The following is a 21993-nucleotide window of genomic DNA, read 5'->3' on the forward strand; positions in this document are numbered from 1 at the left end:
ATACTTAAGGTTTGCGGTATATAGTCGCGCGGCAGGCGGTGTGAAATTTATACGGCTGGGCAATACTGCATGACGCGCCTCGGCCGCCCCCTGATTTTTTCTGTTTTGTTGGAGCTGTTCATGTCGCTACGACCGCTTGTTTTGCTCAGTCTTGTCGGCCTGCTGGTCGCCTGTAGCAGCGAGCCACCCAAACCTGTCGCGGCCAAATCACAAGCGACGCAAGTGATCAAAAACCCTGCCAGTCTTGGCCCCTTGCTGCCTTATCAACGGGAACTGAGTGGTCAACTGCTCGGTGTACCGGCTGGCGCGGAAGTCGAGCTGGCGCTGCTATTGATCGATGAGCGCAGCCGCCCGCAACGTTTGCTGGCCAGCACCAAGCTGATCGGCAACAACCAGTCCCTGCCGTTCCAACTGCGCTTCAACCCGGAATCCTTTCCGGCGGGTGCGCGCGTCGAGTTGCGCGGCCGTGCCAGTCAGTCCGGCCAGTTGACCCTGCACCTGCCTTCGGTGCGTATCAATGAAGCCACCACCCAGGCAATGGGCCCGTTGCAGTTCGTACCGGCGCCATGACACCTCCGCATGACCTGCAACGGGCGCTGAGCGAACTGCTCGGCGACGCGCAGCTGGTTGCCACTGCGCTGCCGGGCACCGCTTTGAAACTCTGGCTGATTGATGCCGACAACATGGATCGCGCCTTCAGCCCGGAAGAAACCCGGCGCACTCTTGAAGAACCGCCGTACTGGAGTTTCTGCTGGGCCAGCGGTCTGGCATTGGCCCGCTTTCTCGCCGAACAACCGCAGTGGGTGGCCGGCAAACGCGTCCTGGATTTCGGCTCAGGTTCTGGCGTAGCCGCCATTGCAGCGGTGAAAGCCGGCGCGCTGGAGGTGGTGGCCTGTGACCTGGACCCGCTGGCCCTCGCCGCGTGCCAAGCCAATGCCCGGCTGAATGACGTGCAACTGAGCTACTCGGCAGACTTTTTCGCCGAGACCGACCGCTTCGACCTGATCCTGGTCGCCGACGTGCTGTATGACCGCGCCAACCTGCCATTACTGGATCAATTCCTCAGTCGTGGCCGCCAGGCATTGGTTGCCGACTCGCGGGTGCGCGACTTCCAGCACCCGGCTTATCTCCGATTAGCGATGCTTGAAGCGCACACCCTGCCCGATCTGGCAGAGCCTGCGGAGTTTCGTAACGTCAGCCTTTATCACGCGTGCCGCGACCCGGCCTGACGCACACCGCTTTCGACAAAACGCCGCGACCTTTATAGTTGCCGCCATTGAACGACTTCCGAGACTAGCGATGAGCCAGGACACCCCGTACATCTTCGACGCCACCAGCGCCGACTTCGACCAACTGGTTATCCAGAAGTCATTCCTCACGCCGGTGCTGGTGGATTTTTGGGCTGAATGGTGCGCGCCGTGCAAAGCGATGATGCCGGTCCTCAAGCAAATCACCGAGGGTTACCAGGGCGAGTTGCTGCTGGCCAAGGTCGATTGCGACGCCGAGCAAGACATCGTCGCCCGCTTCGGCATCCGCAGCCTGCCAACCGTGGTGCTGTTCAAGGACGGCCAGCCGGTAGACGGCTTTTCCGGTGCGCAGCCAGAGTCGGCTATTCGCGCGATCCTGGAACCGCATGTGCAAATGCCGCCACCCGCCGCTGCCGATCCGTTGGAACAGGCGCAAACGCTGTTTGCCGAAGGCCGGATCGCTGACGCCGAGGCGGTGCTCGTAGCCTTGCTGAGCGAAGACAACACTAACGCGCTGGCGCTGATTCTGTACGCACGCTGCCTGGCCGAACGCGGCGAACTGGGAGAAGCGCAGAGTGTGCTCGAGGCGGTCAAAGGTGACGCCCATAAAGCCGAGCTCGCTGGCGCGCGTGCACAACTGACCTTCCTGCGCGAAGCCGCCGAACTGCCCAACGTCGCCGACCTGAAAACCCGCCTGGCGCAGAATCCTCAGGACGATGAAGCCGCTTATCAACTGGCGATTCAGCAACTGTCACGCCAGCAATACGATGCGGCACTGGATGGCCTGTTGAAGCTGTTCATCCGCAACCGCAACTACGCCGAAGGCCTGGCGCACAAAACCTTGCTTCAGGTATTCGACCTGCTGGGCAACGATCACCCGCTGGTCACCACTTACCGTCGCAAGCTGTTTGCTGCGTTGTATTAACTGACCCAGCTATAGAGCGGTGCATCTGTGCCGCTCACGACGTTGACCTCGGCACTGTGACGCATGCGCACCATCAGGCGTTTTCCCGCTGCCGTGCTGCCCGTCAGGCCTTCCAACTGGTTGAGCAAATCCGGCCCGCTCATTTGCCCGGCCTTGCGCAGTAATTCTTTGGCGACTTGCCAGACAGCGTCGTCCTGATTGACGGGCAGCGCAGCAGCCTGCTCAGCCGCAGGTTTCGTCGCCTGCAATTGCGCACCTAACCGGGCCCAGTCGCCGTCATCCAATTCCAGGGTCAAGTCCACCGGCCACTCGCCGAGGGTTCCACGGATACGCAACATGATCTCGTTACCTTTTTCAGTGAACACCCAGTGTAGGAGTTGGCTTGCCTGCGATAAAGGCCGAAGGACTTTCCGACGAAGGTGAATCCAGCCTCTTTTGCGACCGCTACGTGATCGATCGCGGGCAAGGACCGGGCGTCCCCACGCGCCGCATGGAAAACTCGGTGTGTCACGAAGCAACAAATGTTATAAGATCACATAACACTTTCCAACATCCATGCCGTGCCCGGAGATTCTTTATGCGCCGCCTGCTGCTCGCCCTGCCTTTTGCCCTGCTTCCACTGGCCATTGCTCATGCCGCCGAAGAAAAGGAGCATGCCAGTCTCGGCGCTCACGAGCACGGCGTCGCGCAGCTGGATATAGTGCTCGACGGCAAGGCGCTGGAATTCGAGCTGCGTAGCCCTTCGATGAACATCGTTGGCTTCGAACATCCCGCCAGCACCGATGCAGACAAGACCAAGGTCGCCGAGGCCCGCGAGCTGTTGCTGAAGTCGCAGGCGCTGTTCAATCTGCCGTTGGCGGCCAAGTGCGCAGTGCTGGCACAAAAACTGGAAAGCCCGTTGTTCGGCGACAAACCGGATGCCGACGATCATGACGACGACCATGATGATCACGCCAAGGGCGAAGGTGAAGAGCACCATCACGAGCACAGCGAGATCCATGCGCATTACCAATTCGTGTGCGACACACCGTCCGCACTGAAGAAACTCGACCTGACGCAACTCTTCAAGACCTTCCCCGCTACCCACAAAATTCAGGTACAACTGATCGCCCCGAGTGGTCAGCAGGGTGTTGAAGCAACGCCAGAAAACGCCACGCTGAAGTTCTGATAACCCCCGGTGAACACGCCTCAAATGACCCAAGCACTTATCGAGCTGTCCGATCTTGGCTTTTCCTGGCCCGGTCACGCACCGTTGCTGGATATCCCTGCATTTCGTCTGGAGCCAGGTGAAACCCTGTTCCTGAAAGGCCCCAGTGGCAGTGGCAAAACCACTCTATTGGGGCTGTTGGGCGGCGTGCAAAAACCCAACCGAGGCAGCATTCGCCTGCTGGGTCAGGAGCTGACACAGCTGTCAGCCGGAGGTCGCGACCGTTTCCGGGTCGATCACACCGGGTATATTTTTCAGCAGTTCAACCTGCTGCCGTTCCTGTCGGTGCGTGAAAACGTCGAGCTGCCCTGCCGCTTCTCCAAGCTGCGCACCGCGCGCGCGACCCAGCGTCATGGCAGTGTCGATCAGGCCGCCGCAACGCTGCTCGCGCATTTGGGTTTGAAAGACCCGGCGCTGCTGAGTCGCCGCGCAGACTCGTTGTCCATCGGCCAGCAACAACGGGTCGCTGCGGCCCGTGCACTGATTGGCCAACCGGAATTGGTGATCGCCGACGAGCCGACGTCCGCACTGGACGCCGATGCCCGCGAGGCGTTTATTCGCCTGCTGTTCGCCGAGTGCCGCGACGCCGGGGCCAGTCTGTTGTTCGTCAGCCACGACCAAAGCCTGGCGCCGCTGTTCGACCGTAACCTGTCGCTGTCCGAACTTAATCGCGCCGCCATCGCCGCAGAGGTCTGAGATGTATTTGTTTCGCCTAGCCATGGCCAGTCTGGCTAACCGCCGATTCACCGCCTTTCTCACTGCATTCGCCATCGCCCTGTCGGTCTGTTTGTTGCTGGCCGTCGAGCGCGTGCGCACTGAAGCCCGCGCCAGTTTTGCCAGCACCATCAGTGGCACCGACCTGATCGTCGGCGCCCGGTCTGGCTCGGTCAACCTGCTGCTGTATTCGGTGTTCCGCATCGGCAACGCCACCAACAATATCCGCTGGGACAGCTTCGAGCATTTCGCCAACGACCCTCATGTGAAGTGGGCGATCCCGATTTCCCTCGGCGACTCCCATCGTGGCTACCGTGTCATGGGCACCAACGAATCTTATTTCGAGCACTACCAGTTCGGTCGCCAGCAACATCTGGAACTGGCCGACGGTCGTCCGTTTGCCACTGACCCTTTCGAAGTGGTGTTGGGTGCCGAAGTCGCCGACGCCTTGAAGTACACGCTGGGCGATAAGCTGGTACTGGCTCACGGCGTCGCGGTCGTCAGTCTGGTCAAGCACGACGACAAACCGTTCACCGTGGTCGGGATTCTCAAACGCACCGGCACGCCAGTGGACCGCACGCTGCACATCAGCCTTGGCGGCATGGAAGCGATTCATGTCGACTGGCACAACGGTGTACCGGCTCATGGCGCCGGGCGCGTCAGCGCTGATCAGGCACGCAACATGGACCTGACGCCGACAGCGATCACTGCATTCATGCTTGGCCTCAACAACAAAATTTCGACCTTCGCCGTGCAGCGCGATATCAATGAGTTCCGGGGTGAACCGATGCTGGCGATTCTGCCCGGCGTGGCCCTGCAAGAGCTCTGGAGCCTGATGGGCACCGCCGAAAAAGCGCTGTTCGTGATTTCGCTGTTCGTGGTACTGACCGGGTTGATCGGGATGCTTACCGCAATCCTGACCAGCCTCAATGAAAGAAGGCGCGAAATGGCGATCCTGCGCTCCGTGGGCGCTCGCCCTTGGCATATCGCCAGCTTGTTGATACTCGAAGCCTTCGCTCTGGCCTTGGCGGGCGTGGTCAGCGGCCTGGTCCTGCTGTATGTCGGCATCGCGGGGGCTCAGGGTTACGTGCAATCCAGTTACGGCCTGTTCTTGCCGCTGTCGCTGCCCAGCGAATACGAGTGGACCCTGCTCGGTGGTATTCTCTGCGCCGCGCTGCTGATGGGCACTGTGCCGGCCTGGCGCGCGTATCGCCAATCGTTGGCTGACGGCCTGTCGATTCGTTTATGAGGACACCCATCATGTCGCGCCCGCTGCTTACGCTGTTGCTGCTGATCGCGCCCTTACTGGTCACGACGCCACTCTTGGCTGCGCCGCCGAAGGACTTGACCTGGGCGCAGATGATTCCGCCGGACGCCCCGGTAATCGCCCCACAAACGGCGCCGATCCATAACTTGTCCGGCATGGCCGATGCGTTGTCTGCCGAAGCCGCGCCTGCTGCAAAGCAGCAATCGCCGTCCGCACCCGTGGTCAAATCACTGGACGGTCAACAGATCAGGTTGCCCGGTTATATCGTGCCGCTGGAAGTCAGCGAAGAGGGTCGGGCCACCGAGTTTTTGCTCGTGCCCTACTTCGGCGCCTGCATCCACGTACCGCCACCGCCCTCGAATCAGATCGTCCATGTCACCAGTAAGGTCGGCGTAAAACTTGATGAGTTGTATCAGCCTTACTGGATCGAAGGCACGATGAAGGTCGAAGCCTCCACCAGCGAACTGGCCGATGCAGGCTACAAAATGGAGGCCGACAAGATTTACGTCTATGAGTTGCCTGAGTCCTGATATTTTTTTAGCTTCATGGCAATTTCATTGCGCTGGGTCAAAAGGCCTATTCCAGACGCCCCCTATCATTAGCCATCGCCACAACTAATGTCTAATGGAGCAATCATGCACAAGTCACTGCTCAGCGCGTCCCTGTTCGCGCTAGCGCTCAGCGCACCTCTCGTCCACGCCCACGAAGCCGGTGACATCATCGTCCGTGCGGGTGCGGCAACCGTTGCCCCTAATGAAGACAGCGGCAACCTGAAGCTTGATGGTGCCAAAGTTTCGGGCACGAAAGCGACCTTGGACAGCGATACCCAACTGGGTCTCGCAGTGGCTTACATGATCACCAACCACATCGGTATCGAGCTGCTGGCCGCAACACCGTTCAATCACACCGTTGCAGTCAAAGGCCTCGGCCCGGCACTGGATGGCAAACTGGGCGACATCAAACAACTGCCACCCACTTTGTCGTTGCAGTACTACCCGATGGAGTCCTCGTCCAAGTTCCAGCCTTACGCGGGCATCGGCTTGAACTACACCATGTTCTTCAATGAAGACCTGGACAGCACACGCAAAAGCGAAGGCTTCAGCAACCTCAAGCTGAAGGACTCCTTCGGTTTGGCCGGGCAAGTGGGCATGGACTACATGCTGACAGACCGGATGATGCTTAACGCATCGGTCTGGTACATCGATATCGACACCAAAGCAACCATGGACGGTCCGTCTGCCCTCGGCGTAGGCCGCACCAAGGTCAATGTTGATGTTGATCCATGGGTTTACATGGTTGGTATCGGCTACAAGTTCTAACGTTCCCCAACAGGCACGTACAAAAAAGGCACCTTCGCGGTGCCTTTTTTGCGTCGGCGAATTAACGCCCGAGCAAACGTGCCAGACCGACGCTCAGTGGCGTTGGCTCAGGGAACTTGAAGCGTTCGAGCAAGCGTTGATTGTTGGCCCGTGAGTGACGGATATCACCTGAGCGCGCCGGCAGGTAACTGATCGCAGGCAAGTCACCCACCACCTGAGACAACGCCATCAGTAGCTGATTCAACGTGGTGGCCTGATTGAGGCCGACGTTGATTGCCCCTGCCTGGACATCCGGCAGTTCCAGCGCCTGCACCAGTATCGACGCCAGATCACCGACGTAGACAAAGTCCCGGGTCTGTTCACCGTCGCCGAAAATCGCGATCGGCAGCCCTTTCTCGGCACGTTCGCAAAAAATGCTGATCACCCCGGAATACGGCGAAGACGGATCCTGACGCGGACCAAAGATATTGAAAAAGCGGAACACCACCGGTTCCAGACCATGCTGACGGCGGTAGAAATCCAGGTAGTACTCGCTCGACAGCTTGTCCGCCGCGTAGGGGGTCAAAGGTGCCTTGGGCGTGTCTTCGAGGGTTGACTCACCTTCACCGTTGTTGCCGTAAACAGCAGCACTGGAGGCGAACAACACACGCTTGATCCCTGCCTGCCGCATGGCCTCGCAAACGTTCAGGGTGCCGACAAAGTTACTTTGATGCGTGCGCACCGGGTCGTCCACTGACGCTTGCACCGATGCCACCGCTGCCAGGTGCGCAACCGCCTGGCAGCCGATGGCAGCGCGCGCGACCAATGCCGCATCGGCGACATCGCCTTCGATCAATTCGACGCGTGGATTATCCAGCGGCAGGTTACTGCGTTTGCCGGTGGACAGGTCGTCCAGAACGCGCACCGCATAACCCCTCTCAAGCAGGGCATCAACCAGGTGCGAGCCAATGAAGCCGGCGCCGCCGGTGACTAAGACAGGTGCATCAACCATGACGATAATAACGATCCAGTAGGCTTGGCAGACCGGCACGCCAAGCACGAGGCTTGATGCCAAAGGTATGGAGAATTTTCTTGCAGGCCAACACCCCATGTTGCGGCTCTTCGCTGGCATCGGGGCTGGCGGCGTGGGCTCGCGCGGTCGGGGCTTCGATGGCCAGTGGGTGCAACAACCTCGCCTCGGTCAGGATCGCCTGCCCCAACGCCAGTGGCGTGGTCGCTTCGTGGCCCGCGTAGTGATAGGTGCCCCACAGCGGCGCCGCACAATCGAGTTGTTTGAGCACGGAAATAATCACCCGCGCCGCATCATCGACCGGCGTCGGATTACCGCGACGGTCATCGGCCATCGGTATTTCTTCAGTCGATTCAGCCCGTGCAAGGAAACGCCCGAGCACACCATCACGGCTGTCATCGAGCAGCCAACCGAAACGCAGCAGCACATGCTGCGGGCAGGTCGCGCGCACACTTTGTTCGATGCGCCACAACGCCTGACCGCGCTGACCCAACGGTATCGGCTCGTCTTTTTCGCTGTAGGCGGTCGCTCGCGAGCCATCGAACACCCGATAGCTGGACGGCTGCAACAGCACGATATTGTGGTGCTGGCACAGTTCGGCAAGGCGCTCGATAGAGCGCTCCTGGCCAGCCAGACGTTGCTCGCTCACGGTCTCCGCCTGAAACCAGTCGAAGTAGTAAGCAAGATTGATCAAGGCATCGGGGCGGGTGTCGTCGAGCAGTTGCGTCAGGCTCGCAGCGTCCCAACCGGCTTCCGGTGGACGTGGCGCGAGGAAGCCAATGTCTTCCTCGGCACCCAGACGAATCAGCGCCTGCCCGAGGGCATTCCCGCCGCCCAATAGCATAAGGCGCATTCGCATAGAGTCAGCAGGCTCGGTGTCAGAATCAGTTCAAAAAGAGTCAAAAAACGTCTGCAAACATAACACGTTGGAACCTATCCCCCAAGAGGCGCAAGGCCTGCCGGGGTTTGCAGGCGCACCGCCCCCGACAGGTGATCCCGCAGATCGGGCCAATCCCGCGCCCTCTTGCATCTTGATCACGCCGCCCGCATAAATCACTGATGACTCTTCTCAGCCTTCCGGACCCGGTTCTGGGCGCGTTCCACCCCGCCGTCAGTGCCTGGTTTCACAGCACATTCCCGGCGGTGACGGCCGCTCAGGCGCAGGCGTGGCCGCTGATCAAGGCGCGGCGTTCGACCTTGATCGCCGCGCCCACCGGTTCCGGCAAAACCCTGACCGCCTTCCTTGCGGTACTCGACGATCTGGTGCATCAGGGCCTGGAGCATGGTGGTGAGCTGCCGGACCAGACGTTTGTGGTCTACGTGTCGCCGCTCAAGGCGTTGTCCAATGACATCCAGATCAACCTGCAAAATCCACTGACAGGTATCACCGAACAATTGGCGCGCATGGGCCTGCCCGAACTGCGCATCACCACGGCCGTGCGTACCGGTGATACGCATCAAAAAGAACGCACGGCGATGCGCAAGACCGCGCCGCATATTCTGGTGACCACCCCTGAATCGCTGTACGTGCTGCTCGGCTCGGACTCAGGTCGGCGCATGCTCGCCAGCACCCGCACGGTGATCGTCGATGAAATCCATGCGATTGCCTCAAGCAAACGCGGCAGTCATCTGGCGTTGAGCCTGGAGCGATTGCAGGCGCTGTGCCCCGAGCCGTTGCTGCGCATCGGTCTGTCCGCCACGCAAAAACCCATCGAGCGCATTTCACGCTTTCTGGTGGGCAGCGATCCCGTCAAACGGCCCTGTGCGATTGTCGATATCGGTCACGCCCGCCCACGCGATTTGGGGATCGAGGTGCCGCCCGTGCCACTGGGCGCGGTCATGGCCAACGATGTCTGGGAGTTGGTGTATGACCGGCTGGCGCAACTGGCCTGCGAGCATCGGACCACGCTGATTTTCGTCAACACCCGGCGCATGGCCGAGCGCATGGCCCGGCATCTGAGTGAGCGCCTCAGCAAACACGCCGTCGCCGCACACCACGGGAGCATGGCAAAAGAGCATCGGCTGGAGGCCGAACAACGCCTCAAGCGTGGCGACTTGCAGGTGCTGATTGCCACTGCATCGCTGGAGTTGGGCATCGACATCGGTGACGTCGATCTGGTCTGCCAGATCGCCTCGCCACGCTCCATCTCGGGGTTCCTGCAACGGGTCGGCCGCTCCGGGCATCAGGTCGGCGGCACGCCAAAAGGCCGCTTGTTTGCCACATCACGCGACGACTTGATCGAATGCACCGCACTGCTCGATTGCGTGCGGCGTGGCGAACTCGACACCGTGATCATCCCCCACGCGCCACTGGATGTGTTGGCGCAGCAGATCATCGCCGAAGTCAGTTGCCAGGAATGGCAGGAGCAAGCGCTGCTGGACATGATCCGCAGGGCGACGCCCTACGCCACCCTCGATGACCAACATTATCAGGCGCTGCTGCGCATGCTCGCCGAAGGTTACAGCGGCCGTCAGGGCGTACGCAGTGCCTACCTGCACCGCGATGCATTGACCCGCACCTTGCGCGGGCGACGCGGCAGCAAACTGACCGCCATCACCAGCGGCGGCACGATTCCGGACAACGCCGATTACAGCGTCATACTGGAACCGCAAGCCCTGAACATCGGCACGGTGAACGAAGACTTTGCCGTGGAAAGCATCGCAGGCGACATCTTCCAATTGGGCAATACCTCATACCGCATCCTGCGCATTGAAACCGGTCGGGTGCGGGTCGAGGATGCGCAGGGCCAGCCACCGAACATCCCGTTCTGGCTGGGCGAAGCGCCGGGACGCAGTGCCGAGCTGTCGTTTGCCGTGGCGCGCCTGCACGCGCAGATCGATGAACTGCTCAGCGCCAGCCCCGGCGACCTACAACCGTGCATCGACTGGCTGATCGACACCCTCGGACTCGATCTGGCCAGCGCCGGGCAAGTAGTGGATTACCTGGCGCGAGCCCGCTTGGCGTTGAGTGCCTTACCGTCGCAAGACACCCTGATCATGGAGCGTTTTTTCGATGAGTCCGGCGGCACGCAACTGATTATCCACACGCCGTTCGGCAGCCGCGTCAATCGCGCGTGGGGTCTGGCGTTGCGCAAACGCTTTTGCCGCACCTTCAATTTCGAGCTGCAAGCCGCCGCCAGTGAAGACGCTATCGTGCTGTCGCTATCGACCAGCCACAGCTTCGAGCTGGATGAGGTCTGGCGTTATCTGAACGCCAACAGCGCCGAGCATCTGTTGGTCCGGGCCGTACTCGATGCGCCGTTGTTTGGCGTCCGTTGGCGCTGGAACGCCAGCACCGCGCTGGCCCTGCCGCGCTACGTCGGAGGACGCAAGGTCGCGCCGCAAATACAACGGATGAAAAGTGAAGACCTGATCGCCACCGTGTTCCCCGACCAGATCGCGTGCCTGGAGAATGTGGTCGGTGAACGTGAAATCCCCGATCACCCGCTGATCGAACAAACCCTCGACGATTGCCTGCACGAGGCCATGGACTGCGAAGGCTGGCTGGCGCTCCTGCGGCGCATGGAACGGGGCCAGGTGCGTTTGATCAGCCGCGATCTCCCTGCGCCCTCGCCCCTCGCGGCGGAAATTCTCAGCGCGCGACCTTACGCCTTTCTTGACGATGCGCCCTTGGAGGAGCGCCGCACGCAGGCGGTACTCAATCGGCGTTGGAGCGACCCACAATCAACCGATGACTTGGGCGCACTGGACGCTGACGCGATTGTTGCAGTGTGTGAGGAAGCATGGCCACAGCCGCAAAACATCGATGAGATGCACGAGGCGTTGATGAGCCTGAGTTGCATCAGCGGCGCCGAAGCGCGTCAACATCCTCAGTGGCTGGCGTGGCTGGAAACCCTGGCAACTTCCGGGCGCGCAACACGCCTGCAGGTCAGCCCCGAGCACGCCTTGTGGCTGACCCTGGAACGCTTGACGTGCCTGCGCGCAGTTTATCCACGGGCCGAAATGCACCCGTCATTGCAGGCGCTGCCCGGTTTCGATGACCACTGGAACGAAGACGAGGCGACGCTGGAGGTCGTCCGCGCGCGCCTAGGTGGCTTCGGCCCGTTACCGCTGCACGAGATCGCTGAGCCCCTGGCGTTGCCCATCGCCAACGTGGCACAGGCGCTGGCTCGACTGGAAGGTGAAGGGTATGTTCTACGCGGGCGATTCAGCCCCGGCGCAACCGACGATCAATGGTGCGAACGCCATCTGCTGGCGCGCATCCATCGCTACACCGTCAAACGCTTGCGCCGGGAAATCGAACCGGTGTCGCTACAGGATTTCATGCGCTTTTTATTCGACTGGCAGCACCTGTCCAGCACTACCCGCAGCCAGGGAAAAGCCGCATTGCCCGAGATCGTCAATCAGCTGGAAGGCTATTCGGCGGCCGCCAGCGCCTGGGACAGTGACATTCTTCCGGCCCGACTCAAGGACTATTCGCTGACCTGGCTCGACGATTTGTGCCGCTCGGGCAAAGTGGTGTGGACGCGATTGGCGCCGCGCAATAAAACCGGCGCCGCGGCGTTGCGCAGTACGCCTGTCGTGCTGCTGCCCCGAAGCCAAGTGAACCTGTGGAGTGAGCTGACCGAGCAGCCATCGCCTTCAGCGCTATCCCTGCGAGCCCTGAAAGTCCACGCGGCATTGGTCAGTCATGGCGCGCTGTTCTTCGATGAACTGCTGCACGAAGCCCATCTACTGCGCACCGAACTGGAAAACGCATTACAGGAGTTAGTCGGTGCCGGGCTGGTGAACGCCGACAGCTTTGCCGGCCTGCGCGCCTTGATCACGCCCGCCAGCAAACACTCTGCACACACCCGCCGCCGTAACCGTGGCGCGTTTATTGGGGGCATGGACGATGCCGGTCGCTGGGCCTTGCTCCGTCGTTCACCTGCGCCAGCACCCAGTGACAACCCTCGACCGCAACAGACCGCCGCACCGACCCTGGAACATATCGCGATGACCCTGCTGCGCCGATACGGCGTGGTGTTCTGGCGTTTACTGGAGCGCGAGGCCGATTGGCTGCCCAGCTGGCGCGAACTCTTGCGCACCTTCCATCGACTGGAAGCACGTGGCGAGATTCGAGGGGGGCGATTTATCAGCGGCCTGGCGGGCGAGCAGTTCGCCTTGCCTGAAGCCATTCCGCTGCTACGGGAAATCCGCAAGCGCCCACTCGACGGTAGCCTGATCAGCCTGTGCGGTGCCGACCCATTGAATCTGGTCGGCACACTGTTACCCGGCAGCAAAGTCCCGGCGCTGGCCGGTAACCGCCTGATCTACCGCGATGGCATCCCGGCAGCGGCAATCATTTCTGGCAAACCACAGTATTGGCTGGAGCTGGATGCGCTGGCGATTGCACAGGTGAAGGATCGGTTGCTGCATTGACTTCTTGGCTCCCGGCGCAGATCAACTGTAGGAGCAGGCTTGCCTGCGATCCAGTGCGAAGCGCTGGCAAAATGGGTGCATTCGCCCCCACCGGAAGGTCCTTCGGCCCTTTTCGCAGGCAAGCCAGCGCCTACGGCCTTCGGCCAAAAGCAATGATCAGACACTTGCTGGACTCTCCGACCCATCACCGTTGGTCACTGTCGGTTTGGGCGGCACAGGCGGTTCATCCGCATTGGCTTCAGCGTGTGGGCTCATCACCACCTGTGGAAAAGTCTGGGCGAAACGCACATCAGGGGTTTTATCCACAAGCTTTTTCAGCCGTTCGTTGAAGGCGCGACTCACTCCATATTGGCCCCCCGACACGGTGCGGAATTGCGCGGTCAGCACAACGCCATTGAGGTCCATCCGATCCAGGCCAAACACTTCCAGCGGCCCTTGCAGATTGCCCTTGAGCAACAGGTCGTCGCTGATCGACCCCCCTGCCTCGCGAATCAGCGCGGTGGCAGAGTCGATGTCGGAGTCGTAGGTGAACTGGATGGCGAAGAAGGCATACGCAAACTGGCGCGATTGGTTGGTCACGGCTTTGATCTGACCGAATGGCACCGAGTGCACGAACCCTTTGCCGTCGCGCAGGCGCAGGGTGCGGATGGTCAGGCTTTCCACCGTACCGGAGTGGCCAGAGTCGAGCACCACCCAATCACCGATGGAAATAGTGTCCTCAATGATGATGAACAACCCGGTGATCACGTCCTGCACCAACTGCTGCGAACCGAAACCGATGGCCAGGCCAACCACCCCGGCACCGGCCAACAGCGGCGCGACGTTAATCCCTAGATTGGCCATCGTGGTGATCGAGCAAATCACCACCAGGATAATTTTTATCGCGTTGCGCAGCATCGGCAGAATGGTTTTTATCCGGGTGCTGGGCTGGCGTGAAGAACGTTTATTGAGCGGTGGTTTCAGGGCTTCCTGAATCGCCGTGTCGAGGACCACCCACAACAACCAGGTCACCAGCAGAATCAGGCCGATACTGCTGAGCGAGTCACTGATCACCCGACCGACCGTATTGCGCTGGGCGAACTCGAACAGCGAAAAACCCCAGATCCGCCCGAGCACTTCGATGAATACGACCGCGAGCGCAATTCGCAGCACGGCATGACACAAACTCAGCAAGCGCTCCTTGTAGACATGCCCACCACGCTCGGCGGCGGCATCGGCCGGCTTGAACAGGTGCTGAAACACCGTGCTCAAAAATACCGTGGCAATTAGTAATACGGTAGTCAGCAGGGCACAGCGCAGGGCTTTCTGGCTGTCCTCGCCGGCACCGATCAGATGGATCGCCGAGACCAGAATCATCAGCAGGATCGGCAAGTACCAGAGGCCGGAAAAAATCTTCAGCGATTCTTGCAGCGCCGGCTGGTGCAGGCGGCCACTCAAGGATCGATTACAGATCAGATGCGCCACAGGCCGACGCAGCTTGATCACCAGCATGCAGAACACCACCGAGGCGAACAGTCCTGTAAACACCGCAATACTGCTGGTGACGTTGCTGCCCAACTGCCGGGAAATCTGCGGGCTGGTCAGCGCGTCGCTCAGGGCCGCGAGAAAACCGATCAGAAACAAAGGCCGTGGGCTGTATTGGCGAATGATCCGTACCGCAGCGCGTTTGTGCCCGGCATTGAACATCACGATCACGCACAACAACACCGAGGTCGAAACAATCCCGCTGCTGGTCGCATAGGCAAAACACAGCGCCAACGCACGCCCTACCGACGCCGACATGAAGTGGCTGACATACAACGTCAGCGGCAAGCTGATCACCGCCGGAAGGGTATAGGGCACCACGTAGTTCAACAGCGCCTGCACACGGTAGCGCTCAATAAGAACCCGATGCCGATTGAGGCGCGAGGCTATCAGGCGACCCAGTGAAAACAGAATCGCGAACACACCGATCCACACCGCCGACAGCATCAGGAAGTCCCCGGCGATACTGACGTTCGAGCGTGAGGAACGCTGATTGACCAGATTATCTATCTCGTCGGCGGCTCGGCCCGCCCGCAAACGCCAGGAGTCGACCAGATCGTTGTTCAGATCAAGTTGGCCCTGGACGTTATCAATGCTGGAGCTGATGGCGCCGAGCAAACCGCCTTGCACCAGAATTTCCGGAGGTGTCGGGGCGGCAGGAGCCGGCGCGATGCTGGCAGGCGCCGCAGGGGCCACGGTCGCCGCTGGGGCAGCCGAGGCCGGCGCTACGGCAGGCGCATCAGCGGCCTGGAGGTTAAAACTGCCCGCGCAAAACAGGATGCACAACAGCGTCACGGTCTTGAACTTCAACAAAGCGCGGCCCCCCCTTACATTTGATTATCCAGTGAGTATGAGGCTTCTGGACACTGATCGACATTTGCCCTGCACGTTCGTTCTACTCGCAAAGTGAATCCACCTGCTGATAGAGCCAGTCGATCATGCAGTCACCAATAGCTATTGGATAAAAAACGGCCAGCCTTCTAGTCTCTGGAGACTCAGACCCTCCACTATGAAGGTCAATCCAACATCGCGCTCTTGAGTGCAGAGCAACGAGGTTCAATTGTCAGATCGGATCTTGATGGACAGCTTTTCTCGCAAGGTCGATTACCTGCGCATGTCAGTGACAGACCGTTGCGATTTTCGCTGCGTCTATTGCATGGCCGAAGACATGGAGTTCCTGCCGCGCCAACGCATTCTCACCCTGGAAGAGATTTACCAGTTGGCCGAGCGCTTCGTTGCGCTGGGCACGCGCAAAATTCGCCTGACCGGCGGCGAGCCTTTGGTGCGCCGCGGGGTGGTCGATTTGTGTCGGCAAATCGCCGCGCTGCCCGACCTCCGCGAGCTGTGCATGACCACCAACGGCTCGCAACTGAGCGCGCTGGCGGGGCCACTGTTCGACGCCGGGGTCAATCGGCTGAATATCAGCCTCGACAGTTTGAACCCCGAACGTTTTCGCGAACTGACCCGCACCGGCGATCTGACAAAGGTCATTGCCGGGATCGACGCAGCGAACGCGGCGGGCTTTCGGCGCACCAAGCTCAACTGCGTGGTCATGAAAGGCCGCAACGATCACGAGATCAACGACCTGGTCAGCTTTGCCATCGACCGTCAGCTCGATATCAGCTTCATCGAAGAAATGCCGCTGGGCACCATCCTTGAGCACAGCCGCGCGGAATCCTTTTTCTCCAGTGACCAGGTCCGCGAACTCATCGCCGAACGCTACACCTTGATCGACTCGACGGAATCGACCCAAGGCCCTTCGCGTTATTGGCGCCTGGCTGAAGCACCTGATATTCGTCTGGGCTTCATCTCGCCACACAGTCATAATTTCTGCGCGACCTGCAACCGTGTGCGTTTGACCGTGGAAGGCCGCTTGCTGCTGTGCCTGGGCAACGAACACTCGGTCGACCTCAAGGCCGTGTTGCGCGCTCATCCGGGGCAGCCGGAGAAGCTGGAAAAGGCCATCATCGACTCAATGCGGATCAAGCCCTACCGCCACAACTTCGACGTCAACGACGAGGTTCAAGTTGTGCGTTTCATGAACATGACCGGAGGCTAGCCGTTCCGGTCTGTTCTCAATCGCTTCAGTTGCTCCAGGACCCTCAGTCCATGATTGTCAGACCCAAACCGAACCTGCTGCAGATCCTGACGTCACTTAAAGGGTCCATCGCCAAGCACATCGTTGTTCGCAGCTTGCTGGTCACCCTGTTGGCCTCGGCCATCGTATGGGTCGAAACCCTGCACCCCGCCTACTTTTCCCGCGTCAGTGCCACACCCTTCACGCTGCTCGGGCTCTCGCTGTCGATTTTCATGAGTTTCCGCAACACCATGTGCTACGACCGCTGGTACGAGGGGCGCAAGTTGTGGGGGGAAATGATCATGGACATGCGCTCGATGATCCGCGAAACCCAGGTCATCAAGGACTCCGCCGAACGTGGGAGCATTCTGCGTAATCTGTGCGGTTTCTCACATGCGCTGAACGCCCACCTGCGCGGGGAAGACGAATTGGCTGAGGCCCGTCCCTGGCTGGACTTCGCGCCAGCGCCCGGCACCCCGAATATCAGTGAGCGCATCCTGCGTCATGTTGGCCAACAGTGTTCCGATCTGGCCGTGGCCGGCGACATCAGTGAATGGCGCTACACCCTGATGGAAACCCGCTTGAGCAACCTGACGCGAACCCTCACCGCGTGTGACCGGATCAAAACCACACCGCTGCCCTTCCCCTACACGCTGCTGCTGCACCGGACGATTTATCTGTTTTGTATCCTGCTGCCCTTCGCCATGGCCGAGCCCTTGGGCTGGATGACACCGGTTTTCACCGCGATCGTCAGCTACACCTTCTTCGGGCTCGACGCCATCGGCGATGAACTGGAGGACCCGTTTGGTCGTAACGAACACAACCTGCCCACCGACTTCATCGTGCGAACCATCGAACGTGAAGTGCTGGACGCGCTGGGCGAGACCAACCTTCCGCCCGTGCTCGAACCTGTGGATTACGTGCTGAGCTGACTGGCGCCTTGGCACTGTCCATGGGATCGTCGCCGTATCAATTTTTTGAGTGCTACGCATGAACGCTTCATCGAATGACCACGCAGAGCAAGGTGTGCCCTGCTCGATTCTGCTACTGGCCGGTGGGCGCGGGCAGCGCATGGGCGGGCAGGACAAAGGGCTTATTCTGTGGAACGACCAGCCCTTGATCGCTTATGTGCACGACGTTGTCAGGCCGCTGACCGATGACCTGATCATCTCCTGCAACCGCAATCAGGATCGCTATCAGGCGTTTGCAGATCAGTTAGTGGGCGATGAACAGCACGACTTTCCAGGACCGCTGGCCGGGGTATTGGCCGGGCTTTCGGTTGCGCACCATGCCTGGGTGCTGGTTCTGGCGTGTGATGCGCCGAGGATTGATCGCCCGCTGATCGAGCAGTTGCTGAGCCTCGCAGGTCCTGCGGCCTCACCGTTGATGGTGCGCCAGGCCGGGCAATGGCAACCGATGTTCAGTGTGATCCCCACAGCCTTGCTGCCTGAGTTGCGCAAGCGCTGGGACCAAGGGGAACGCAGTTTGATGCGGGTGTTATTGGCACATGATTTACGGGCGCTTGACTGTGCGCCCGATGATCTGCGGCTGACCAATTTCAACACCCCGGACTTGCTGACCTGACAGCCAGCAGCCCGCAAACATCAACCCAGCTCGGCCAGACACTTTTCTAAGATATCCAACCCTTCACTGAGCACATCAAGCTCGGTGGTCAGGGGCGGCAGCAGCCGGATGATATGCCGGGCCTTGCCACTGGGCATCAGCAGCAGTCCATTGTTTCTTGCGGTTTCAAGGAGCATGGCCAACTGGGCTGTCGCGGGCTTTCCTTCCGGTGTGATCAGCTCGATCCCGCGCATGGCGCCGACCCCGGTCAGACGCCCAAGGAAGGGCGACAATTTGCTGTCAAGCCAACCCTGATAACGACTCATGATCGCGTGTTCTTGTGCTTCGCCCCACGAGGACAGATTGGCGTCAGTCATCTGGTCCAGGGTGGCCAGGCCCGCAGCACACGCCATTGGATTGCCCGAATACGTGCCGCCCAACCCGCCTTTGGGCAATGCATCCATCAAAGCCTTTTTGCCCACCACCGCACCGAGCGGCATACCGCCAGCGATGCTTTTCCCCAACAGAAGCAAATCTGGCTCGATGCCTAGCCGGGAGAATGCAAAGCGCTGGCCGGTGCGTCCAAACCCGGACTGGATTTCATCGATGATCAGCAGAATGCCTTTTTCATCGCAAAACGTACGCAAGGTTTTGGCGAACTCGACGTCCAGCGCAAGGAAGCCGCCTTCGCCCTGGACAGGCTCCAGGATGAAACAGGCGACCTCTTCCGCGTCGATTTCGACGCTGAACAATCGATCCATGGCGCTCAATGCTTCTGCGGCGGTGACCCCGTTATCCTTGCTCGGGTAAGGCAAGTGGTACACCGGCCCCGGCAGCACGCCGACCTTTTGTTTGTAAGGTGCTACTTTGCCGTTGAGGTTCAAGGTCGCCAGCGTTCGCCCGTGAAATCCGCCATCGAAGGCGATAACCGCCGAGCGTCCTGTGTAAGCACGAACAATCTTCAGCGCATTTTCTGCGGCCTCGGCACCGCTGTTGGTCAGCATGCCGACGACGGGATAACTGACCGGAATGAACGCCGCTAGCCGCGCCATGAATTGTTTGTAAGGCGCGTGAGGTACAGCGTTGAAGCAGTAATGCGTCAGCCTGGTCGCTTGCTCGCGGATGGCGTCGACGATGCGCGCATTGCAATGCCCCAGGTTCAACACGCCAATCCCACCGACAAAGTCGATGTAGCGCTTGCCGTCGTCATCCCACACCTCGGCGTTCTTGCCGTGATCCAGGGTGATGGGGTGGACCATCGATATCGAACCGCTGATTGATGCGCTGCTCATGCGTGAAAACACTCGTCAAGAAATCCTCGGCCATCTAAGCGAGGAATGCGCATGTGCCACAAGCGAAATAAAATCGCGGGGTTATTCCTGATTTTCGGGATGTCTGCTGGCATCACGCAAACCCATGCAGGAGCTGCCGAAGGCTGCGATAAGGTCCGAAGGACCTTCGAAAAAATCAAACACGGCGACCGGTTACCGGCGTCAGCTCTGCCGCTACAAGGACAAAGTGGTGTTCCAGTCCCTGGCTTCATCGACCCAGGTCTCCACCCTGAAACTGCTCGGCGTGCCGGTTGAATACGCGCAACCCAAAGAAGGTGCGGTGGTACTCAACGTCACCGAATGCACCATCGCCCACAACAACCAACCAGCGCTCGCGCAAAAACTCGCCGCCTACCTCCTGAGCCCGGAAGCGCAGGCCCCGGCACTGGAAGAAGGCGACCAAATCCCCTCCAACCCAAAAGCCCCAACCACCGATAAAACCCGCACTCAGGTCGCAGCGATGAACGCCTACCTGGAGACGGCCATCTCGATTGATTGGGATCAGGTTAATCAGCAACGCCCGGAATGAAATGCCCGCTGGAGCCGGACGATCGAACGGTAGAGAGCAACACCATGTAAGAGCGCGCTTGCAACTATGCGTCCCGCCGCGATCGGCTAACAGAGACGGAAAAGTAGTGAATTCACTATCGCACCGGGCAGAGCCGATTTATCACAAGCAAGCGCGCACCTACACGTCACCAAGCTCTATATAACCGCACTTCCGATGACAGCGGGATCATCCTCACCTAATAACTCAACATACTCATAAAAACACTCAGCCGGAGAAAAACCATTACTCATCACTGCGCCTCGTATTCAACCCGTTCCTTGTACGGCACGTATAGCCGCCTTGAGTTCCCGCTCTGAATATACGTAGAATCTGTCACCCTTCTGATAAAGTATTTTTGTCGTCAACACGGCAACTGATGTGTCAGACATCTCAAGCCGATAATGTTTGTCGAAGTATAATTTTGGTGAAAGCAGACGCTGATTGGCCCATTCATCCAGCAGGGCGGCACACACCATACATAGAGTGCCAGTCACTATCATGGGCCCACGATTGAGGCTGATCAGATGCGAAATCATTGTGCTGAGTTTTGAATCAAAAATGATAGCGGTAGGGCTTACAAAGAAGCCTGTCACACCAAAAGCAATAACTACAAAGCCGATAGCGTACAAAAAACGCCACGGACAACAGGCGCGATCAAAATAGTCAAGGTAGTTCCGTTCAAAACCCTTTACTTCAAAATACCCTGGAAACTCAGAAATACGAACCTTAATTAGGTCACCTCTTCCCCACTCCATTTCCAACCGCCGCCTAAAAAAGAAAATCATAGCAAATGGCTGGTTTATAGCGGCGCATGTAATTATTAAAAATAATTTCCAGGAGTATTCCCACATGAGCCGTCCATCAATCCATGTTGACATAATTAGAAATTAACAACTTTTGCAGTAAGTGGCGCAGTATTTTAAGTAACCGTATAACTCTGTCATCCAGAAAACCAAGCCGAAACCTATTAGAGTAGGGCGGTTCCCGCCGGTAGATGGAGGTCAATGAATTGCAGACATAGGCTGCGCGCAAAACCAAAAAGGCCCGTAGCGTTAAACGCTACGGGCCTTTTTTACAGCTGAGGAACATATTCCCTAGAACGGGATATCGTCATCAAAGCTGTCGAAATCCGGAGCCGGTTGCGGTGCGGCCTGCTGCTGTGGCGCAGGACGCGATTCGCGTTGTGGCTGGGATTGCGGTTGGGACTGCTGTGGACGCGACTGTTGAGGGCGCGGCGCGGAGTTGGACATGCCGCCTTGACCCTGTGGAGCGCCTTCGCCTTGTGGACGACCGCCCAGCAGTTGCATGGTGCCTTGCATGTCGACGACGATTTCAGTGGTGTAGCGCTTGATGCCGTCTTTTTCCCACTCGCGGGTTTGCAGCTTGCCTTCGATGTACACCTGCGAACCTTTGCGCAGGTATTCGCCGGCGATTTCAGCAACCTTGCCGAACATCGAAACACGGTGCCATTCGGTCTTTTCGACCTTCTGACCGGTTTGTTTATCGGTCCACTGTTCGCTGGTCGCCAGACTCAGGTTGGTCACGGCGTTACCGTTAGGCAAGTAGCGAACTTCGGGATCCTGGCCGCATGTACCGACCAATATGACTTTGTTAACCCCACGGGCCATAACGTTCTCCTAGGCTTCGCACGCTGTCGGCGCCGGGTCGTTGACCAGGCGCTCAAGGGACGTGCGATCCAATAGTTCGGTGTCTAATTTGATATAGATGGCAGCTTCATCAGCCACCACCACTGCATCTGTTACTCCGGTGACGGCCATCAAACGCTCGATCAGGCCGGCTTCGCGCTGTGCTTCTGGCGTCAACGGCACACGCAGGCTCGTCACGTACGGCGGTTCGCGCATAGTAACAGCAAAGGCG

The 21993-nt window shown here is 59.4% G+C and carries 19 protein-coding genes and 2 pseudogenes; 13 read left to right on the forward strand and 8 right to left on the reverse strand.

Annotated features, from left to right (window positions below):
* Positions 1-120 precede the first annotated feature (120 nt).
* From K0F75_RS15460 to trxA, 3 genes are all read left to right on the forward strand, one after another.
* Positions 121-570: a hypothetical protein gene (locus tag K0F75_RS15460; RefSeq protein ID WP_219062747.1), complete on the forward strand. Its 450-nt coding sequence runs from the start codon at positions 121-123 to the stop codon at positions 568-570.
* Positions 567-1229 carry a methyltransferase gene (locus K0F75_RS15465; protein ID WP_219062748.1) on the forward strand — a complete coding sequence of 221 codons (663 nt, stop codon included), beginning with the start codon at positions 567-569 and terminating at the stop codon, positions 1227-1229. The genes K0F75_RS15460 and K0F75_RS15465 overlap by 4 nt, the downstream gene beginning before the upstream one ends.
* A gap of 70 nt (positions 1230-1299) precedes the next feature.
* Complete coding sequence (gene trxA, locus K0F75_RS15470) at positions 1300-2172, forward strand: thioredoxin (RefSeq protein ID WP_219062750.1); 873 nt, start codon at positions 1300-1302, stop codon at positions 2170-2172.
* Here the strand turns inward: trxA and K0F75_RS15475 are convergent.
* Entirely contained in the window at positions 2169-2510 is a 342-nt protein-coding gene (locus K0F75_RS15475; RefSeq protein ID WP_219062751.1) for a hypothetical protein, read from the reverse strand. The two genes, trxA and K0F75_RS15475, sit on opposite strands and share 4 nt — an antisense overlap.
* 239 nt (positions 2511-2749) lie before the next feature.
* Between K0F75_RS15475 and K0F75_RS15480 the strand changes: the two genes are divergently transcribed.
* The 5 genes from K0F75_RS15480 to K0F75_RS15500 all read left to right on the forward strand — a co-directional run bounded on the left by K0F75_RS15480 (position 2750) and on the right by K0F75_RS15500 (position 6679).
* On the forward strand, positions 2750-3340 hold the full coding sequence (locus K0F75_RS15480; protein ID WP_219062752.1) for a DUF2796 domain-containing protein: 591 nt from the start codon (positions 2750-2752) through the stop codon (positions 3338-3340).
* Between the two features lie 24 nt (positions 3341-3364).
* Positions 3365-4075: an ABC transporter ATP-binding protein gene (locus tag K0F75_RS15485; protein ID WP_219062753.1), complete on the forward strand. Its 711-nt coding sequence runs from the start codon at positions 3365-3367 to the stop codon at positions 4073-4075.
* A 1-nt stretch (position 4076) separates the two neighbouring features.
* Positions 4077-5342 carry an ABC transporter permease gene (locus K0F75_RS15490; protein ID WP_219062754.1) on the forward strand — a complete coding sequence of 422 codons (1266 nt, stop codon included), beginning with the start codon at positions 4077-4079 and terminating at the stop codon, positions 5340-5342.
* Positions 5339-5890, forward strand: coding sequence for a DUF3299 domain-containing protein (locus K0F75_RS15495; RefSeq protein WP_219062755.1), 552 nt, complete (start codon positions 5339-5341; stop codon positions 5888-5890). The genes K0F75_RS15490 and K0F75_RS15495 overlap by 4 nt, the downstream gene beginning before the upstream one ends.
* A gap of 105 nt (positions 5891-5995) precedes the next feature.
* On the forward strand, positions 5996-6679 hold the full coding sequence (locus K0F75_RS15500) for an OmpW family protein (protein ID WP_219062757.1): 684 nt from the start codon (positions 5996-5998) through the stop codon (positions 6677-6679).
* A 61-nt stretch (positions 6680-6740) separates the two neighbouring features.
* Here K0F75_RS15500 and K0F75_RS15505 read toward each other — a convergent pair whose 3' ends face one another.
* Both K0F75_RS15505 and K0F75_RS15510 read right to left on the reverse strand, forming a co-directional pair.
* Positions 6741-7670: an NAD-dependent epimerase/dehydratase family protein gene (locus tag K0F75_RS15505; protein WP_219062758.1), complete on the reverse strand. Its 930-nt coding sequence runs from the start codon at positions 7668-7670 to the stop codon at positions 6741-6743.
* Positions 7663-8547, reverse strand: a complete 885-nt coding sequence (locus tag K0F75_RS15510) for a sugar nucleotide-binding protein (RefSeq protein ID WP_219062759.1) — start codon at positions 8545-8547, stop codon at positions 7663-7665. Before K0F75_RS15510 ends, K0F75_RS15505 begins: the two co-directional genes overlap by 8 nt.
* Before the next feature lie 200 nt (positions 8548-8747).
* On the opposite strand from K0F75_RS15510, the gene K0F75_RS15515 reads away from it, so the two are divergent.
* Positions 8748-13070: a DEAD/DEAH box helicase gene (locus K0F75_RS15515; RefSeq protein WP_219062760.1), complete on the forward strand. Its 4323-nt coding sequence runs from the start codon at positions 8748-8750 to the stop codon at positions 13068-13070.
* 156 nt (positions 13071-13226) lie between these two features.
* Here the strand turns inward: K0F75_RS15515 and K0F75_RS15520 are convergent, their stop codons facing one another.
* On the reverse strand, positions 13227-15407 hold the full coding sequence (locus tag K0F75_RS15520) for a mechanosensitive ion channel family protein (protein ID WP_219062761.1): 2181 nt from the start codon (positions 15405-15407) through the stop codon (positions 13227-13229).
* A 247-nt stretch (positions 15408-15654) separates the two neighbouring features.
* Here K0F75_RS15520 and moaA point away from each other — a divergent pair, with 247 nt between their 5' ends.
* Genes moaA through mobA form a run of 3 tightly spaced genes read left to right on the forward strand, consistent with a single transcriptional unit; the run spans position 15655 to position 18255 of the window.
* Positions 15655-16653, forward strand: coding sequence for a GTP 3',8-cyclase MoaA (gene moaA / locus K0F75_RS15525; protein WP_219062762.1), 999 nt, complete (start codon positions 15655-15657; stop codon positions 16651-16653).
* Positions 16654-16703: 50 nt separating this feature from the next.
* On the forward strand, positions 16704-17603 hold the full coding sequence (locus K0F75_RS15530) for a bestrophin family protein (RefSeq protein ID WP_219062763.1): 900 nt from the start codon (positions 16704-16706) through the stop codon (positions 17601-17603).
* A 58-nt stretch (positions 17604-17661) separates the two neighbouring features.
* Entirely contained in the window at positions 17662-18255 is a 594-nt protein-coding gene (gene mobA, locus K0F75_RS15535; RefSeq protein ID WP_219062764.1) for a molybdenum cofactor guanylyltransferase MobA, read from the forward strand.
* Between the two features lie 20 nt (positions 18256-18275).
* Here the strand turns inward: mobA and K0F75_RS15540 are convergent, their stop codons facing one another.
* Positions 18276-19526, reverse strand: a complete 1251-nt coding sequence (locus K0F75_RS15540; protein WP_219062765.1) for an aspartate aminotransferase family protein — start codon at positions 19524-19526, stop codon at positions 18276-18278.
* A gap of 247 nt (positions 19527-19773) precedes the next feature.
* Here K0F75_RS15540 and K0F75_RS15545 point away from each other — a divergent pair.
* A pseudogene (locus K0F75_RS15545) lies at positions 19774-20094 on the forward strand (ABC transporter substrate-binding protein); the annotation flags it as partial.
* 287 nt (positions 20095-20381) lie between these two features.
* Here K0F75_RS15545 and K0F75_RS15550 read toward each other — a convergent pair.
* From K0F75_RS15550 to K0F75_RS25790, 3 genes and pseudogenes are all read right to left on the reverse strand, one after another.
* Positions 20382-20966, reverse strand: a complete 585-nt coding sequence (locus tag K0F75_RS15550; RefSeq protein WP_219062766.1) for a hypothetical protein — start codon at positions 20964-20966, stop codon at positions 20382-20384.
* A 243-nt stretch (positions 20967-21209) separates the two neighbouring features.
* Entirely contained in the window at positions 21210-21743 is a 534-nt protein-coding gene (locus K0F75_RS15555; protein ID WP_219062767.1) for a single-stranded DNA-binding protein, read from the reverse strand.
* Positions 21744-21752: 9 nt separating this feature from the next.
* Positions 21753-21993: pseudogene (locus K0F75_RS25790) on the reverse strand (MFS transporter); the annotation flags it as partial.

Source organism: Pseudomonas sp. UMAB-08, assembly GCF_900095225.1.
GTDB lineage: Bacteria > Pseudomonadota > Gammaproteobacteria > Pseudomonadales > Pseudomonadaceae > Aquipseudomonas.

Excerpts from the sequence above, each read along its gene's own strand:
- K0F75_RS15530 (WP_219062763.1), top strand. The coding sequence starts at position 16,704 with ATGATTGTCAGACCCAAACCGAACCTGCTGCAGATCCTGACGTCACTT.
- K0F75_RS15515 (WP_219062760.1), top strand. The coding sequence starts at position 8,748 with ATGACTCTTCTCAGCCTTCCGGACCCGGTTCTGGGCGCGTTCCACCCC.
- K0F75_RS15555 (WP_219062767.1), bottom strand. The coding sequence starts at position 21,743 with ATGGCCCGTGGGGTTAACAAAGTCATATTGGTCGGTACATGCGGCCAG.
- K0F75_RS15460 (WP_219062747.1), top strand. The coding sequence starts at position 121 with ATGTCGCTACGACCGCTTGTTTTGCTCAGTCTTGTCGGCCTGCTGGTC.
- K0F75_RS15505 (WP_219062758.1), bottom strand. The coding sequence starts at position 7,670 with ATGGTTGATGCACCTGTCTTAGTCACCGGCGGCGCCGGCTTCATTGGC.
- K0F75_RS15475 (WP_219062751.1), bottom strand. The coding sequence starts at position 2,510 with ATGTTGCGTATCCGTGGAACCCTCGGCGAGTGGCCGGTGGACTTGACC.
- K0F75_RS15495 (WP_219062755.1), top strand. The coding sequence starts at position 5,339 with ATGAGGACACCCATCATGTCGCGCCCGCTGCTTACGCTGTTGCTGCTG.
- mobA (WP_219062764.1), top strand. The coding sequence starts at position 17,662 with ATGAACGCTTCATCGAATGACCACGCAGAGCAAGGTGTGCCCTGCTCG.
- K0F75_RS15465 (WP_219062748.1), top strand. The coding sequence starts at position 567 with ATGACACCTCCGCATGACCTGCAACGGGCGCTGAGCGAACTGCTCGGC.
- K0F75_RS15540 (WP_219062765.1), bottom strand. The coding sequence starts at position 19,526 with ATGAGCAGCGCATCAATCAGCGGTTCGATATCGATGGTCCACCCCATC.
- K0F75_RS15550 (WP_219062766.1), bottom strand. The coding sequence starts at position 20,966 with ATGTGGGAATACTCCTGGAAATTATTTTTAATAATTACATGCGCCGCT.
- trxA (WP_219062750.1), top strand. The coding sequence starts at position 1,300 with ATGAGCCAGGACACCCCGTACATCTTCGACGCCACCAGCGCCGACTTC.
- K0F75_RS15490 (WP_219062754.1), top strand. The coding sequence starts at position 4,077 with ATGTATTTGTTTCGCCTAGCCATGGCCAGTCTGGCTAACCGCCGATTC.
- K0F75_RS15500 (WP_219062757.1), top strand. The coding sequence starts at position 5,996 with ATGCACAAGTCACTGCTCAGCGCGTCCCTGTTCGCGCTAGCGCTCAGC.
- K0F75_RS15510 (WP_219062759.1), bottom strand. The coding sequence starts at position 8,547 with ATGCGAATGCGCCTTATGCTATTGGGCGGCGGGAATGCCCTCGGGCAG.
- K0F75_RS15485 (WP_219062753.1), top strand. The coding sequence starts at position 3,365 with ATGACCCAAGCACTTATCGAGCTGTCCGATCTTGGCTTTTCCTGGCCC.
- K0F75_RS15480 (WP_219062752.1), top strand. The coding sequence starts at position 2,750 with ATGCGCCGCCTGCTGCTCGCCCTGCCTTTTGCCCTGCTTCCACTGGCC.